Source organism: Mycobacteroides saopaulense (assembly GCF_001456355.1).
In the GTDB taxonomy this organism is placed as follows: Bacteria; Actinomycetota; Actinomycetes; order Mycobacteriales; family Mycobacteriaceae; genus Mycobacterium; species Mycobacterium saopaulense.
In genome coordinates this window covers 3,996,073-4,010,739 of the sequence record NZ_CP010271.1, presented here as the reverse complement: position 1 = coordinate 4,010,739, position 14,667 = coordinate 3,996,073, and the positions used below count along the sequence as shown (strand labels likewise).

The 14,667-nt window shown below is 66.2% G+C and carries 15 protein-coding genes and 1 riboswitch; of the genes, 10 read left to right on the top strand and 5 right to left on the bottom strand.

Annotated elements, in window-relative coordinates; all coding sequences use genetic code 11:
* Window position 1: 1 nt before the first annotated feature.
* From MYCSP_RS20060 to MYCSP_RS20050, 3 genes are read right to left on the bottom strand one after another with little or no spacing between them, the layout of a single operon-like run.
* On the bottom strand, window positions 2-2,275 hold the full coding sequence (locus MYCSP_RS20060; protein ID WP_088414884.1) for a serine/threonine-protein kinase PknG: 2,274 nt from the start codon (window positions 2,273-2,275) through the stop codon (window positions 2-4).
* Window positions 2,275-3,243: a glutamate ABC transporter substrate-binding protein gene (locus tag MYCSP_RS20055; RefSeq protein WP_083018185.1), complete on the bottom strand. Its 969-nt coding sequence runs from the start codon at window positions 3,241-3,243 to the stop codon at window positions 2,275-2,277. Before MYCSP_RS20055 ends, MYCSP_RS20060 begins: the two co-directional genes overlap by 1 nt.
* Window positions 3,240-4,568, bottom strand: a complete 1,329-nt coding sequence (locus MYCSP_RS20050) for a hypothetical protein (RefSeq protein ID WP_070909051.1) — start codon at window positions 4,566-4,568, stop codon at window positions 3,240-3,242. Before MYCSP_RS20050 ends, MYCSP_RS20055 begins: the two co-directional genes overlap by 4 nt.
* A gap of 77 nt (window positions 4,569-4,645) precedes the next feature.
* Here MYCSP_RS20050 and MYCSP_RS20045 point away from each other — a divergent pair, with 77 nt between their 5' ends.
* The gene (locus MYCSP_RS20045; RefSeq protein ID WP_070909957.1) at window positions 4,646-5,194 is read left to right on the top strand and encodes an NUDIX domain-containing protein; all 549 of its coding nucleotides are present in this window, start codon (window positions 4,646-4,648) and stop codon (window positions 5,192-5,194) included.
* Window positions 5,195-5,203: 9 nt separating this feature from the next.
* Window positions 5,204-5,575, top strand: coding sequence for a hypothetical protein (locus MYCSP_RS20040; RefSeq protein WP_083018187.1), 372 nt, complete (start codon window positions 5,204-5,206; stop codon window positions 5,573-5,575).
* 51 nt (window positions 5,576-5,626) lie between these two features.
* Here the strand turns inward: MYCSP_RS20040 and thiE are convergent, their stop codons facing one another.
* A complete protein-coding gene (thiE, locus tag MYCSP_RS20035; protein WP_070909053.1) occupies window positions 5,627-6,313 on the bottom strand; it encodes a thiamine phosphate synthase in 687 nt (228 codons plus the stop codon).
* Window positions 6,314-6,337: 24 nt separating this feature from the next.
* Window positions 6,338-6,453: riboswitch (TPP riboswitch) on the top strand.
* On the opposite strand from thiE, the gene thiO reads away from it, so the two are divergent.
* The 8 genes from thiO to MYCSP_RS19995 all read left to right on the top strand — a co-directional run bounded on the left by thiO (window position 6,453) and on the right by MYCSP_RS19995 (window position 13,844).
* Window positions 6,453-7,502, top strand: a complete 1,050-nt coding sequence (thiO, locus tag MYCSP_RS20030; protein ID WP_083018240.1) for a glycine oxidase ThiO — start codon at window positions 6,453-6,455, stop codon at window positions 7,500-7,502. It overlaps the preceding riboswitch by 1 nt.
* A complete protein-coding gene (thiS, locus tag MYCSP_RS20025; RefSeq protein ID WP_070909054.1) occupies window positions 7,499-7,696 on the top strand; it encodes a sulfur carrier protein ThiS in 198 nt (65 codons plus the stop codon). The genes thiO and thiS overlap by 4 nt, the downstream gene beginning before the upstream one ends.
* 55 nt (window positions 7,697-7,751) lie before the next feature.
* Window positions 7,752-8,474 carry a thiazole synthase gene (gene thiG / locus MYCSP_RS20020; protein WP_234809197.1) on the top strand — a complete coding sequence of 241 codons (723 nt, stop codon included), beginning with the start codon at window positions 7,752-7,754 and terminating at the stop codon, window positions 8,472-8,474.
* A gap of 17 nt (window positions 8,475-8,491) precedes the next feature.
* The gene (locus MYCSP_RS20015; RefSeq protein ID WP_088414882.1) at window positions 8,492-9,466 is read left to right on the top strand and encodes an ABC transporter ATP-binding protein; all 975 of its coding nucleotides are present in this window, start codon (window positions 8,492-8,494) and stop codon (window positions 9,464-9,466) included.
* Window positions 9,466-10,218, top strand: coding sequence for an ABC transporter (locus MYCSP_RS20010; RefSeq protein ID WP_088414880.1), 753 nt, complete (start codon window positions 9,466-9,468; stop codon window positions 10,216-10,218). The genes MYCSP_RS20015 and MYCSP_RS20010 overlap by 1 nt, the downstream gene beginning before the upstream one ends.
* Window positions 10,219-10,238: 20 nt before the next feature.
* Complete coding sequence (locus MYCSP_RS20005) at window positions 10,239-11,741, top strand: M28 family metallopeptidase (RefSeq protein WP_088414878.1); 1,503 nt, start codon at window positions 10,239-10,241, stop codon at window positions 11,739-11,741.
* Between the two features lie 165 nt (window positions 11,742-11,906).
* A complete protein-coding gene (locus MYCSP_RS20000; RefSeq protein WP_088414876.1) occupies window positions 11,907-13,409 on the top strand; it encodes a M28 family metallopeptidase in 1,503 nt (500 codons plus the stop codon).
* Between the two features lie 39 nt (window positions 13,410-13,448).
* Window positions 13,449-13,844, top strand: a complete 396-nt coding sequence (locus MYCSP_RS19995; protein ID WP_083018202.1) for a hypothetical protein — start codon at window positions 13,449-13,451, stop codon at window positions 13,842-13,844.
* A gap of 16 nt (window positions 13,845-13,860) precedes the next feature.
* Here the strand turns inward: MYCSP_RS19995 and MYCSP_RS19990 are convergent, their stop codons facing one another.
* On the bottom strand, window positions 13,861-14,577 hold the full coding sequence (locus MYCSP_RS19990; RefSeq protein ID WP_083018204.1) for an NUDIX hydrolase: 717 nt from the start codon (window positions 14,575-14,577) through the stop codon (window positions 13,861-13,863).
* Between the last annotated feature and the right edge of the window lie 90 nt (window positions 14,578-14,667).

Below are 14,667 nucleotides of genomic sequence, written 5' to 3'. Positions count from 1 at the left end.
CTCAGAGCAGCGATGTCGGGCGCGTGGCATTAGCCAGATCGACCAGCGCATAGCGGTGGGCGCGTTCGGTGGCCCGGCGGGCTAGCGCCCGCAGGCTTCGCTCAACTCCTTGGCGCAGACCGCGTTTGGTGAACGGAACACCCAGGAGGTGGTGCCCGGTCGAATGGTTGGTCTTGATCCAGTCCAGCGCCGTGCCCAGCACCAGCGCCCGGATCTGCAGCACGCGCGGCTCGGTCTCGGGTAGCGCCTCCACCCTGCGGGCGGCCTCGCGAATATCGTCCTCGGTGACCTCCGAGAGTGTGCGACCGGACAGCAGAGTCACCGCGCTGGTGAGGCGCGCAGTGGTGAAGTGACGCGACGTGGGAGGCACGTTGTCGAGCATGCGTACCGCCTCTGCCCGTTCTCCGCGCGCAGCCAGGGTGCGGGCCAATCCGTATCCGGCGGAGATGACGCTGTTGTCGGTCGACCAGACGGTGCGGTAGAGGTCGAGATTCTTTTCGTCCCCGGCGAGTTCGGCGGTCGCGGCCAGGGCCATCTTGGGGGCGATCTCACCCGGCAAGAAGTCCAGCACGGCAGTGAAATGCTTGGTGGCCTGGTCGTAGTCGCCGTTCAGGAGTGCGGCCATGCCGCGGTACCAGGTCAGCCGCCACGGGGTGCCCACTCGGTCCTCGAGCTGGTCGAGCTTGCTGTTTGCCTTGGCGACGTCGCCGAGGTCCAGGAGCGCGCGGGCCTCCATCAGCGGCAGTTCCACCGACTCGGTCAGGTCCACGCCGTCGGCGTCGATGCGGCCCAGTCGTGCCGCCTTCAGCGATTCGAGGGTCTGAATCGGCTGGCTCAACACGGTGGCCTGCAGGATCGCGGCACCCACATCGGTGGGGTCAAGCAGTGGAACCTGAAGGGCCGTCACGATATCCGGCGCCGTCAGGCTCGGCGGATGGGCAAGCCCGTCAACGTACACATCGGTGTGCGCGACCAGCAGGTCAACCCCGAATGTCGACCGGGACGGGCTGAACAGCGTGGACATACCGGGCCGGGGAGTACCCGAATCCAGCGCCACCACCTCACGCAGCACTCCCACCAGCTGGGTGGCCATCTCCTCGGCGCTGCCAAATCGTGCCGACGGATCGGGATCGATCGCACGTCGCAGGAACCGGTGATACGAGTCGTATCGGGCGAGCACCGGGTCTTCGTTCGGCAGTCCGTCCTTGTATCGGCCCTTGCGGGTCGGCATTCTCAGGGTGAGCACCGCCAGGGTCCGTCCCACCGTGTAGATATCCGAGGCAACCGTGGGACCGGTCTTGGCGATCTCGGGTGCCTGGTAACCGGGTGTACCGTACAGGTTTCCGTAGGCATTCACTGCGGCCACCGCACCCAGGTCGATGAGCTTGAGCTGCTCCTCGGTGACCATGATGTTCTCGGGCTTGAGGTCGTTGTAGGTGAGCCCCACCGAATGCAGGAAGCCCAGTGCGGGCAGGATTTCCAGCATATAGGCGATCGCCTGTGCGACCGGAAGGGTGCTGCCCTTGGGTTGTTTGAGTGAGGTTCCGCCCACGTACTCCATCACGATGTACCCGACCGGATTGCCGTGCTGGTCCGGGTGTTCGACGAAGTTGAAGATCTTCACGATCGAGGGATGCGCCACCTCGGCCAGGAAGCGTCGCTCGGCCATCGCGATGTTCTGCGCCTCGGCATCGCCGGAGTGCACCAGGCCCTTGAGCACCACCGGTCGATCGTTCACATTGCGGTCCACCGCCAGGTAGATCCACCCCAGACCGCCGTGCGCGATGCACCCCTTGATGGCGTACTGCCCGGCGATCACGTCGCCCGGATTCAGCTGTGGCAGAAAGGAGAAGCTGGAACCACAGGCGGGGCAGGTGCCCTCGCTCTGGGCGGGTCCGTCGGGTGAGGAACGTCCGACCGGCTTGCCGCAGTTCCAGCAGAACCGTTTGGACTCCTCGACGACGGGGTTGGTCATCAGGGCAGCCAGCGGGTCGATTTCCGGAACCCGGGGGATCTCGACCAGCCCGCCGCCCAGGCGCCGGGTGGGGGACAGTCTCACCCGGGTGGTGGTGGCACGCACCTCGGGCCGAGTGGTGGGCTGCGTCGTCGGTTGAGTGGAGTCCGGCGCACGGAACACCGCCTGGGTCGAAATGGGCCGCATCGTCGAGGCAGAGTCGACATCCAGGTCGGCCAGGGAGGCGGGCTGAGTGCCCGGACCCTCGGCCGGGGAGGAATCATCGGCCAGATCGTCCACGTTGTCCGGTTCGTCGCTCATCAGTCCCGGTACTTTGCGCTCGGAGGTGCCGGGGCGGGGCCCAGCACGCTCAACCACTTGCGGTACAAGGCATTCCACGTCCCATCGCGCCGGATGCGTTCCAGGGTGCGATTGACGTATCGGACCAGATCGGTGTTGTCCAGCTTGATGCCGATCCCGTAGGGCTCATCGCTCATGTTCGGTCCGATGATGTGCAGATACGGATCCTGGGACATCAGTCCGGCAAGAATGGAGTCATCTGTGCTGACTGCGTCGACCTGCCGCTGCTGCAGTGCCACAAGGCAATCGGCCCACGTCACCACCGAGATGATGACCGGGGGCGGCGTGATCTGTGAGAGCCGATTCAGTGAGGTGGTTCCACGCGCGGCGCACACGCGTCTGCCGGACAGATCTTGCGCGTTGGTGATGCCCGAGTCGCGGGCCGTCAAAATCCGTTGGTAATTCATCAGGTAGACGGTCGAGAAATTGACCTCCTTGCGGCGCGCGCAGGTGATGGTCATGGTCTTCACCACGATGTCGACGGTCGAGTTCTTCAGCGCGGCGATGCGGTCCGCGGAGGACAGGATCCGGTACTCCACCCGCTCGGGGGTACCGAAGATGTCGCGGGACACCTCGCCTGCGATGTCGACGTCGAATCCGGTCAGCTCACCGGTGATCGGGTCGCGGAAGCTGAACAGGTTGCTGCCGATATCCAGCCCGACGACGAGGCGGCCGCGCTTGCGGATCGCCGCGACCGCGTCGTCATTGGCGACCCGGTCGTTGGTGGGCCGCAGACTCGCCGTGGGGTCGCACGAGGTGTCCACCTTGTCCACCAGCGCGCGATTGGGCTCCTGCTCGGTCATTTCCGCCGGGGTCGGCCGCGGCACGGTCAGTTGTGGCAGCGGCGTGGAGTTCTCGGGCGACGAGCAGCCCGCCAATACGGCGGCGGTGATCGCCAGTGCCCCGAGCCGCTTCGCGTGCCGCATCATCGGTACTCGCTCAGCCGCGGCCACAGGCCGACTCCCACACATATCGCGCCACCCACCGAGAGAATCAAGGCACCCGCGGACGACAACGTCAACGCGCGTTCGGCATTGAGCACTCCCGACCGGAGCTGGCGGCGACTGTCCTGCGCACCGTTGCGCAGCGAGGCGTCGAGGCTGTCGAAGGCCGGCGTCGAGTCCGACTCGCTGCTGCCCAGGGCCACCTGGGTCGCGGCCTGGTAGTTGCCCACCCCGATGTACGCGTTGATCCGATCATCGGCCTGGCGCCACTTGGTGAGCAGCTGTTGGGCGCGTTCCAGGTCGGCGCGGGCAATGGCGTCCGGATTCGACAGGTAGTCGCCGATCTTGCGTTCCATCTCGTCGATGCGGTCGTAGTAGGACTTCTTGCGCACGCTCTCGTCGCCACGGCGGATGAGCGCAAGTGTCTCGTCGGCACGGGCCTGCTGGGCCGAGATGACCAGTTGGGTGATGGTTTTGAGTGAATGAGCGCCGCCATTGCGCGCCTCGGTGCCCAACGAGGCGGAGACGGCCAGTGCGATACCCACCCAAACCACCATAAGCAGTAGGGCCAATCCGCCGGCCAGCATGCCGGGGTTGATCATGCGCCGCGTCCGCTTGGACAGCCAGCGATGGCCGAAGACCCCGCCGATCATGGTGCACAGCACGATGAGGATGACCGGGAAAGGTACCCGCGTCGATGAGCTGGTCTCCTGGTCGACGCGGTTGGACGTTTCCTCATAGAGGAGCTGCGCATCCGGGAGGATCGTGCGCTGCATCAACGAGGACGCCTCGCTCAGATAGGAGGCGCCGACCGGATTGCTCGCCCGATTGTTGGTGCGTGCCGTCTCGATCAATCCGGTGTACACCGACAGCTCGGCATTGATCCGGCTCAGCAGCTCTTGCATCGGTCTATCGGTGAGCCCACTGGAAGCGGCCACGAGCGCGGTCGAGGCATCGGTGATCGCCTGTTCGTACCGTTCCCGCACCCCCTGCGGCTCGGTACCCGCGATGAAGGCGGTGGTCGCGGCGGCGTCGGCGACCGACAGTGTGCTGTACAGCTGTCCGGCCGAGAAGGCCAATGGTTCGGTGTGGTTGAGCACCGTGCTCAGGGCGAGTTGCCGGTTCTGCACGCTCGCCGAGGTGGCCACCGCGGACAGCACGCCGGCGGTGGCGAGGGCAATGCCGAGCAGCAGAATCTTGCCGGGTGTGGACTTGAGAAACCACCACCACGGATGAGCCGGCACGACGGTTGTCGTCGCGCCGACGGGCTCGGTCGACGGGTGCGCTAGCCGCGGCGTCCCGACAGTCACCTCTTACCTTCCTCTCCCCGGCCTTAATGGGAAGTCTAAGAGCATATTTAGGGATTGGTGGCTCTACTGTGGACTCTGTGCGTGGCGACGGTGACGGATGGGTTGTCGCTGACACGGGTGCGCGATTCTGGGGGCGCTTCGGCGCGGCGGGGTTGCTGCTGCGTGCGCCGCTGGCGACCGGCCGGCCCGCTGTACTGCTGCAACACCGCGCCTGGTGGAGCCATCAGGGTGGTACCTGGGCGTTGCCGGGAGGTGCGCGGGATAGCCATGAGTCCGTCGAGGAGGCCGCCGTGCGAGAAGCGGCCGAGGAGGCCGGGATCGATCCCGGTGCGATGACCATCCGCTCCTCGGTGGTGACCAAACGCATTGACGGTCAGGCGCATTGGACCTACACCACGGTGATCGCCGACGCGGCCGAATTGTTGCCGACGGCCGCCAATCACGAGAGCACCGAGCTGCGGTGGGTGCCCGAGGAAAAGATCGAGGGCATGCGATTGCATCCCGGATTCAAGTCGGCGTGGCCGCTGTTGCGGGTTGTCCAGACGTTGCCGGGCGCGTCGAACGGCTTGGCCGGGCCGGGCACTATCGAGCTCGAGCCCGGGCGTTTCGCCTGGCAACTCCCGTAGCGTTTGGCTATGCGCACTGGCTTGCTTGTCCTGTTGGCGATGACGATCGGCCTGTCGATGGGCGCTTGCAGCTCGGAGAAGACCGAGAGCGGGCCGGACAACCGCAACGAGGTGGTAGCGACGGCACTCGCTCGTATCGAGGCCGAGCTGGGTAAACCCGTCAAATTGGATGTGAAGACGTTCAAGAGCGCCAGCGACTGGGCGCTCATCGACGGCCAGCTGCGGGACACCGGCGATCCCAACTCCCCGCGCTATGAGGGTCTGCTCAAGAAGACCGGACCCAAGTGGAACGTCCTGGAGAGCGCGATCGGGCCCACCGTCGAGCAGTGGGCCGGCTGGAAGGCGAAGTATCCGGAGGCCCCGGCTCAGATCTGGCCCTGACGCTCGGGCACCCACGCCGAGTGCATACCGGGTGCAGGTGATTCCGGTGACTTACCTGCGTGCGGTATGCGCTCGGTGAACCGGGTCGCGAAGGGATGCCGCGGCTTGACGAGGATCGACCGCGGCCGTGATCGCCCGCACCACCACGATCCGTGAGGCTCCGGCGGCCACCACCTCGGGCACTCGCGCCTGGTCGATGCCGCCGATCGCGAACCAGGGCTTGGCGGTGCCAAGGCTCGCCGCGGCCTGCACCAGGCTCAGGCCGGCCGCGGTGCGGCCCGGCTTGGTGGGTGTCGGCCAGCAGGGTCCGCAGCAGAAGTAGGCGACGTCGGCAGCATCGGCCGCCTCACGCGCCTGTGCGGCATCGTGTGTGGAACGGCCGATCAACACATCGGGTCCGACGATCTCCCGTGCGACCGAAAGGGGCAGGTCATCTTGGCCTAGGTGCAAGATGTCGGCACCCGCTGCTCGGGCGATATCGGCCCGATCGTTGACCGCGAACAGCGCGCCGTGACGTGCCGCGGCCTCGCTCAGGATCGCCAGATACTCCAGTTCCGCGGTGGGCTCCAGCCTGCCGAACTGCTGCTCGCCCACCGATCCCTTGTCGCGCAGCTGCACGATGTCCACTCCACCGGCGAGGGCAGCGTCCACGAACTCGGCGAGGTCACCGTGCTCGCGACGCGCATCGGTGCAGAGATAGAGGTGAGCGGACCCAAGCCGGGCCGAACGCGGGTGCATAGTCGAAGACGCTAGCGTTGTAGGGGTAAGTAACGCGGGAGCCCCAGGGCAATGGGGCTGAGAGTGGGCCGCCTATCCCGGCTCTGACCGTCGTACCTGATCCGGGTCATGCCGGCGAAGGGAGTTGGCTCCGATCGTGATGTCGTCTCGACAAGGCTCGCTGGCCGTCATCGGCGGCGGCGTCATCGGGCTTTCCGTGGCACGTGAGGCCGCCCGCGCCGGGTGGCAGGTCACCCTGCACGACGACGGCCGCGAGGGTCCGTCGTGGGTGGCCGGTGGCATGCTGGCGCCCTACAGCGAGGCCTGGCCGGGCGAGGACGACCTGCTGGACCTGGGAATCGAGTCCCTCGGGCTGTGGCGCGGCGGCTTCATCGACGAGCAGGTGATCACCGCACGGGGCTCGCTCACCGTGGCGATCGACACCGCCGATGTCGGCGAGCTGCGGACCATGGTGGGCTGGCTGGCGGGGCGTGGCCACACCGTGGCCGAGACGGCGAACGCCCGTGATGTCGAGCCACTGCTGGCACAGAACATCCGTCGCGGGTTCACCGCGCCCGAGGAACTGGCCGTCGACAATCGCGCGGTGCTGCACGTGCTCACCGCGGAGTGCCAGGCGCTCGAGGTGCGCCGGGAGCCGGCGGTCAGCCAGGTCGACGACGTGTCCGCGGACCAAGTCGTGATCGCCAACGGGGTGCAGGCGTCGACGTTGGCGGACCTGCCGGTTCGCCCGGTCAAGGGCGAGGTATTGCGGTTGCGACGACGGCCCGGCGCGATGCCACCACCGGCGCACGTCATTCGGGCCCGGGTGCGCGGGCGCCATGTCTATCTGGTGCCTCGCGAGGACGGCGTCGTCGTCGGGGCCACACAGTACGAGCATGGCCACGACACCGCACCCGCCGTCGCGGGAGTGCGGGATCTGCTCGATGACGCGTGCACGGTGTTGCCCTGCCTAGGCGAGTACGAGTTCGCGGAATGCGCGGCGGGTCTGCGTCCGATGACCGAGGACAACCTGCCCATGGTGGGCAGGATCGACGACCGCGTCCTCGTCGCGGCCGGGCATGGCCGTTCCGGCTTCCTGCTGGCGCCGTGGACGGCGAAGACAATCGGGGAGCTGCTCGACGGTGGCGAGTCGCCGACCGCCGTTGATCCCCGCCGGTTTGAGAAGGCACACAGTCAGGAGGCCCGATGAACATCCAGGTAAACGGTGACGCGCGTGAGGTCGCCGAGGGCGCCAACATCTGGCAGCTGCTCGACCAGCTGGGCTTTCCCGAATGCGGCATCGCGGTGGCCGTCAATCACACCGTGGTGCCCAAATCCGATTGGGACACCGTGGTTTCCGCGGGGGCAACGATTGAAGTGGTGACGGCGGTGCAGGGTGGATAAGAGCGTGGATGAATCACTCTGTATCGCGGGCCGCAGCTTTGGGTCCCGGCTCATCATGGGCACCGGCGGCGCCGCCAACCTCTCGATTCTGGAACGCGCGCTGCTGGCGTCCGGCACCGAGTTGACCACTGTCGCGATCCGCCGTGTCGACGTCGCGGGCGGCACCGGCGTCTTGGATCTGCTCAAGCGGCTCGACATCGTGCCGCTGCCCAACACCGCGGGATGCCGCGGCGCCGCGGAGGCGGTGTTGACCGCACAGCTGGCCCGCGAGGCACTGCAGACCAACTGGATCAAGCTGGAGGTCATCGCCGACGAACGCACGCTGCTGCCCGATGCCGTGGAGCTGGTGCGCGCCGCCGAGCAGCTCGTCGACGACGGCTTCGTGGTACTGCCCTACACGACCGACGATCCGGTGCTGGCCCGCAGATTGGAAGACGTGGGATGTGCGGCCGTCATGCCGCTCGGGGCGCCCATCGGTACCGGGTTGGGCATCACCAACCCACATAACATCGAGATGATTGTGGCGTCCGCAAGCGTGCCGGTGATCCTGGACGCGGGTATCGGCACCGCCAGCGACGCCGCCCTGGCGATGGAACTCGGGTGCGACGCCGTGCTGCTTGCGACGGCCGTGACCCGCGCCGCCGATCCAGAACGCATGGCCGCGGCCATGGCGGCAGCGGTAACCGCCGGCCACCTCGCGCGTCACGCGGGTCGCATACCGCGGCGATTCTGGGCGCAGGCCTCCAGCCCGGCTCCGGACGGACCGGCCTGGCAATAGCTGGCATAGTGGGCCGCATGATCGAACTGAGGTCGCTGACCAAGGTCTATGGGCAGACCCCGGCGGTCGACGACCTCTCCGTCACCATCGAGCCCGGCGTCGTGACCGGGTTCCTGGGGCCCAACGGGGCGGGTAAGTCGACCACGTTGCGGATGATCGTCGGGTTGGCTCGCCCGACCTCCGGGACCGCGACGATCGGCGGCAAGCAGTACCACGAGATCGACCATCCGCTGCGCGAGGTCGGTGCGCTGTTGGATCCCAAGCAGTTTCATCCCAACCGTTCGGCACGTAATCACCTGCGGTGGATCGCCGCCGCCAATGACATTGCGTCCCAGCGGGTGGACGAGGTGCTGGAGATGGTCGGGCTGACCGACGTCGCCAGTCGTCATGCGGGCACCTTCTCCCTGGGTATGTCACAGCGCTTGGGCATTGCGGTCGCCCTGCTCGGCGATCCCCAGGTGCTTCTGTTCGACGAGCCGGTCAACGGCCTGGATCCCGAGGGCATCCACTGGATCCGTACGCTGATGCAGAGCTTGGCGGCCCAGGGGCGCACCGTGCTGGTGTCGAGTCATCTGCTTTCCGAAATGGCCAACACGGCAGACCAATTGGTGGTCATCGGCCGCGGACGGTTGATCGCGGCGACGTCCATGCATGAGTTTGTGAGCCGGGCCGGAGCCGATGTGGTGCGGGTGCGTAGCCCCCAGATCGACACCCTGCGTTCGGCGGCGGAGGAAAGCGGCTTTTCGGTAGTGGGCGCGGAACGCATGGGAGAGCACGGTGTGCTCGAGATCAGTGGTGCTCTCATCGAGCAGGTCGGCGAGCTTGCCGCACGTCTCGGTGTCACGTTGTACGAACTGGCCCCGCAACGGGTTTCGCTGGAGGACGCGTACCTGTCGTTGACCGACGACGCCGTCCAATACCGCAGCCAGCTCGATGATCCGCTTGCGGGAAGAGCGACAGGCGCAGTGGCCGACGAGGAGGGCACGCACTGATGGGGGTCGTCGCGGCCGAACGGATCAAGGTATGCACCTCGCGGTCCGCGGTGTGGTGCAGCCTGCTCGCGCTGGCGTTGGGTGTGGGACTGGCGGGCCTGCAGGGCGGCTCGGCTTCCGTGTTCGCGCCCGTTTCACCCGGTGACGCCGCAGGCGGGGCGACTCTGGTCGGGGTGCCGCTCCTGATGGTGCTGGCCGCGATGACAGTGACCAATGAGAATCGAACTGCCATGGTAAGAACCACCTTTCAGGCCTCGCCAAACCGGCTGACGGTGATCGGTGCCAAGGCGCTGGTGGCGGGGTGCTGGGTGGCGGTGGTCACCGCGGCCACCGCGCTGACCTCGATCGCGTTGGTGCGGGCCATGGCCGGCCCGGTGGCTGGTGCGAACCTGGCGCTGGACAGCACCGGGGTGTGGAACACGATCGGCTCGGTCACCGCGTACGCGTTCTTGTGCGCGGTTCTCGCGGTGGCGGTGGGTGTGTTGCTGAAGCACACCGCAGGTGCTGTCGCGGTACTGCTGTTGTGGCCGACGGTCCTTGAACTGATGCTGGGCTGGCTCACTGATGCCGGAAAGGCGTTGCAGCCCTTCCTTCCTTTTGCCAATGGCATCCGATTTACCGGTGTACCGTGGTACACCTCGGACGGCGTCCGCTTCGTTTGGGGCACCACCGGGTCCCTCGTTTACTTTGCTACCGTGGTTGTCATCACGCTCGCTGCGGCCCTGGTCGTCGTGCAGCGACGCGACGTTTGAGGTCGGGACAAGGGAGAACAATGGGGACCACGCGGGTTTTGTATGCGGTCGCGGTATCCGCGACATGTGCATTGGCGACTGTGACGGCATGCGATCGGGACAGCGGCGGCGATGCGCCCCGCTCGGCGCCGCAGGCCGCATCTCAGGAGGCCGTCGGCTTCGCGCATTCCCTGCACGAGAAGGTGACCGTCGACAACGTCGTGAAGCATCTTGAAGTGCTTCAAGGGATCGCCGAGAAGAACAAGAACACCCGGGCCGCTGGCACCCCCGGTTTCGATCAGAGTGTCGACTACGTTGTGAAGACCCTGAAGGACAAGGGATTCGACGTGCAGACCCCCGAATTCAGCTTCAAGTACTTCCAGGCCAAGTCCCTGGATCTGACGGTGGGACCCAAGAAGGTCGACGCCGGAGTGCTGTCGTACTCGCCGGGCGGCCAGGTGCAGGGGCGACTCGTGGCCGCGCGCGCGGAAGAATCGCCGGGATGCACCGTCGAGGATTACGACGGACTCGATGTCAAGGGTGCGGTGGTCCTGGTGGATCGTGGATCGTGCCCGTTCGCCGACAAAGAGCGTGTGGCCGCCGAGCGCGGCGCTGTCGCCGTGATCATCGCGGACAACGTCGAGGAGAACCAGACGGGCGGCACGCTCGGTGAGGATTCCAGTCCGAAGATTCCGGTGGTGGGTGTCACCAAGTCCGTCGGGGCCGATCTGCGGGCCCACCCCGACCAGGTTGTCCTCAAGGTCGATGCCGAGACCAAGGATGTCAAGGCGCGCAATGTGATCGCGCAGACCAAGACGGGCGCCCCGACGGATGTCGTGATGGCCGGTGCGCATCTTGACAGCGTTCCCGAGGGGCCCGGTATCAACGACAACGGAACCGGCACCGCCGCGGTTCTGGAGACGGCATTGCAGCTGGGCCCGACCCCGGACGTCAAAAACGCGGTGAGGTTTGCGTTCTGGGGCGCGGAGGAGGAAGGGCTGATCGGCTCGACCGACTACGTCAAGTCCCTTGACGTGGACGAGCTGAAAAATATTGCCTTGTATCTGAATTACGACATGCTGGGGTCGCCGAACGCCGCCTACCTCACCTACGACGGTGACCAGTCCGACGAGCCGGACCCGAACGAGGCTCCGGTGCGCATCCCCGAGGGTTCGGCGGGCATCGAGCGCACCGAGGTCGCCTACCTGGCCGAGCAGGGCAAGAAGGCCCATGACACGGGTTACGACGGCCGTTCGGACTACGACGCATTCAGTAGGGCAGGCATCCCGACCGGTGGCATCTTCTCCGGCGCCGAGGACAAGATGTCGGCCGAGGAGGCGAAGGATTGGGGCGGCAAGGAGGGCCAGCCGTTCGATCCGAATTACCACCAGGCCGGTGACACCCTGGCCAACGTGAACAAGGATGCGCTGAAGATCAACGCGGGTGGCGTGGCCTACACCATCGGCCTGTACGCGCAGAGCATCGATGGACGCAACGGCGTCCCCGTGCACGAGGACCGCACGCGTCACAAGCTGAAGGACTGACGCATTCCCGGGGCATCTCGCTTCGGCCCGTCGAGTCTGCGGTAACAGCTTCGTTGCAACGCCCCGAAAGGCCTTGGGAACCAACGTTGGTGCGGTAGCGTGTGCGATTGCTCGATTCGCATAAGTCCACTGGGGTTCCAAAGAGGTTTCATTGAGGTTTTTTTGATGGCGTTGTTTCGCGCCCGGGGGCTGGCGCGCGGATGCTCCCTGCTTGCGATCGCGGCATTGGCGAGCTGCTGCGCACATCCGACTGCGCCAGGTGCCGGGGCGCCGGCGGCTCCCAATGTGAATCTCGCCGCCGATCTTGCGCGTTCGGTAACAGTGGACGCCATGATGGCACATCTGCAACAGCTACAGCAGGCAGCCGATGCGAACGGCGGAAACCGTGCCGAGGGCACACCGGGCTATGACGCGAGTGCCGACTATGTGACAAAGGCGTTGAAGGATCGCGGGTTCGAGGTGCAGGCTCCCGAGTTGTCCAGGCTCAAGGTCTTGGCCGAGGGTAAGCCGCTCGTCGTCATCGGGGGCCGTCCCTATGCGGTGGATCAGGCCTCCTATTTCGCGCAGACGCCCAAGGATGGGCTCAAGGCCAACGTCATCCGTCCGTCGGGGAAGGCCAGCGGTTGTGCTGCGGACGATTACGGCACACTGAAGATGGACGGACAGATCGCCGTGGTCGACGGCGCCGGGTGTTCGGTGGTCGACAAGCACAACGTCGCCAAGGAGAGGGGCGCCGCGGCACTGCTGGTCACCATGCAGGCCGGTGCGGGCGAGGGCTTGTTCACCCCCAATTACTATGAGCAGCTGTCCATTCCGGTGGGCATCATCGACTCGGGCGTCGATACGCTCCTGCGGCGCAACTCGTCGCCGATATCGCTGGTGCTGGATATGAACGTCGCGAAGGTGCGCTCACGCACCATCATCGCCCAGACGGCTACGGGCGATCCCGCGAACGTGGTGCTGGCCGGCGCTCACCTGGACAGTGTGCCGAAGGGGCCGGGTATCAACGACAACGGCAGCGGAGTGGCGGCGGTCCTGGAAACTGCGCTGCAGATGGGCCCGAAGCCGGTGGTCAACAATGCCGTCAGGTTCGCCTTCTGGGCCGCCGAAGAAGACGGGCTGGCAGGCTCGCTGGAGTATGCCAAGGGCCGCAGCGCCGAAGAACTCAACGACATCGCGCTGTATCTGAACTTCGACATGCTTGCGTCGCCCAACGCCGGGTACTTCGTGCTCGACGGCGATCAGTCGGCCGCCAAGCCGGATCCCAATCGACCGCCGCTGGACATCCCCGAGGGATCCGCGGGTATCGAACGGACCTTCGCCGGATATCTGAACTTGGCAGGCAAGCGACCGGCAGCCGAGGAGTTCAACGGCAGATCCGACTACGGGCCCTTCATGTCTGCGGGCATCCCGGTCGGCGGCATCAGCTCCGGTGCGCTGGACCGGATGAGCGGCCCCGAGGCCAAGACCTGGCAGGGCCGCGCGGGCCAGCCGTTCGACCCCAACTATCACGGTCCCAAGGACAACCTGGCGAACGTCGGCAAAGCGGCGCTGGGAATCAACGGCTCGGCGGTCGCCTTCGCAATTGGGACCTATGCGTTGTCCACGACCGGGCCCAACGGCGTACCGGAGCGCAAAGTTCGTCGACACTCGCCACAGGAGCGTTAGGGCCAGCTAGCATCCCAGCGCATGAGAAGAATTCTCGCTGTGCTGGTCGCGCTGACCTTCGGTGCTGTGATCGGACTGCCGGACGCCGCGGTGGTGCAGGCCGATGCCGGGGTGAAAATGACCTACCGCGTGACGGCCCAGGATCCGGGGAGCAATCGTCAGGTGGTCATCTCCTACCGCACGGGTAAGGGGGAGAAGGCGGTCAAGTACACCTGGCTCGACCCCTTCGTGCCCTGGACACATGACATATCGATGACCGCCCGCGAGGCGCAGGTGAGCATCTTCAGTGACCAGGGCGGCAACTACCTCGGTGAGATCCTGCGCGACGGCAATGTGGTCGCGTCCAACTCGGTCTATCTGGAGCCGGGCTGGGTTGCAGAGCAGGAGACGCCGTACGGCACGCCGACCTTGTTGGCGCGCGCCGACGTGTCCTAGGTCCTGGCGCCGGACCCTATCGCCAGGCGAAGACCGGCTGCTCCAACTCGTCGACCCGGTCATTCTGGCCCTCCAAGCAGAGCCACCGCACCTGTAGCAAGACGGCTCCGGTCGGGGCGTGGATGAGGTCGTTGCCTAGCGGAATCTGCACCACCGGGCGCGGGCTTTCCGGAATCGCGATGTAGCGCGGTGAATCCTCGCGTTGGAGTTGGTGCAATCCCACCCGGTAGGCGGCGAGCACCTCGTCGGGGGAGGGACGCAATTGCAGACGTCCGCCGCCCCACACCACTACCGGCGTGATCACATATCCCGAACGTGTCGGGTAATCGTCGAGTAGCCCGAGCACGGTCGAGTCGGGCAGCGCGACACCCAGCTCCTCGTCCAGCTCGCGCAATGCAGCCTGCACCGCGTCCTCGCCCGGATCCAACCGCCCACCGGGCAGTGCCCACTGGGCGGCGTGAGAATTGAGCCGGGAGGTTCTGCGACACAACAGGAATGCCGCGCCGCCGGAGACATCCACCATCCTGCCGTCCAGGCCCTGCCCGGGTATCTCCCGCCCGCCGATCCACTCGTCCACCGGTGCCGGGTCGATGCGGTCTTCGCCGAGGTCCGAGTCGACCAGCACCACGGCCACCGCCGCGCGCCGTTTGTCCGGGTCGTCGACGGTCCTGCGTTCGTGACCCGCCAGATGTCCGCGAATCCGGGCCCGCAGTTCGTCGTCGTATGCGATCACCGTTCGACCATATCTGTCGTTGCAGAAGGCAGACCTTTCGAATCGACTTGGCTCTATAGCTGGGCATACGGCGCCGGGCTTGCTGTGATG